The organism is Anoxybacillus sp. LAT27, assembly GCF_022030075.1.
Classification (GTDB): Bacteria; Bacillota; Bacilli; order Bacillales; family Anoxybacillaceae; genus Anoxybacillus; species Anoxybacillus kestanbolensis.
In genome coordinates, this window is record NZ_JAIWYK010000125.1 from 1 (window position 1) to 286 (window position 286).

Consider the following 286-nt stretch of genomic DNA (forward strand, 5'->3'; position numbering starts at 1 on the left):
GACGAGCAGGATCCCGAAACCGTCCTGTCGGACGTATCGGCTTTCGCGGACGCTGACGCCGGGTATGTCGCCGACGAGGAGGATCGCGCGCTCCAACTGTTCGCGCCGGACCGGACGCCCGGTCACCAACGCGGTTGTCAGCAGGTGATCGGCCAGCGCGTTGGCGTGGCCGATCACGCGCACCGCCGAGAGTGTCCCGGCGTCGAGCCGAACGCGCAGCACGCCGCCTTCCATACCTTGCGGTTCGATCCATGCGTTCGCGAAGGGATAACCTGCCTGGCGCCCG

Annotated in this window: 1 protein-coding gene; it reads right to left on the bottom strand. The window is 68.2% G+C overall.

The features are described 5' to 3' along the window. The coding region (locus tag LD028_RS08795; RefSeq protein WP_237811591.1) for a hypothetical protein at positions 1–286 on the bottom strand (286 nt) is incomplete at both ends.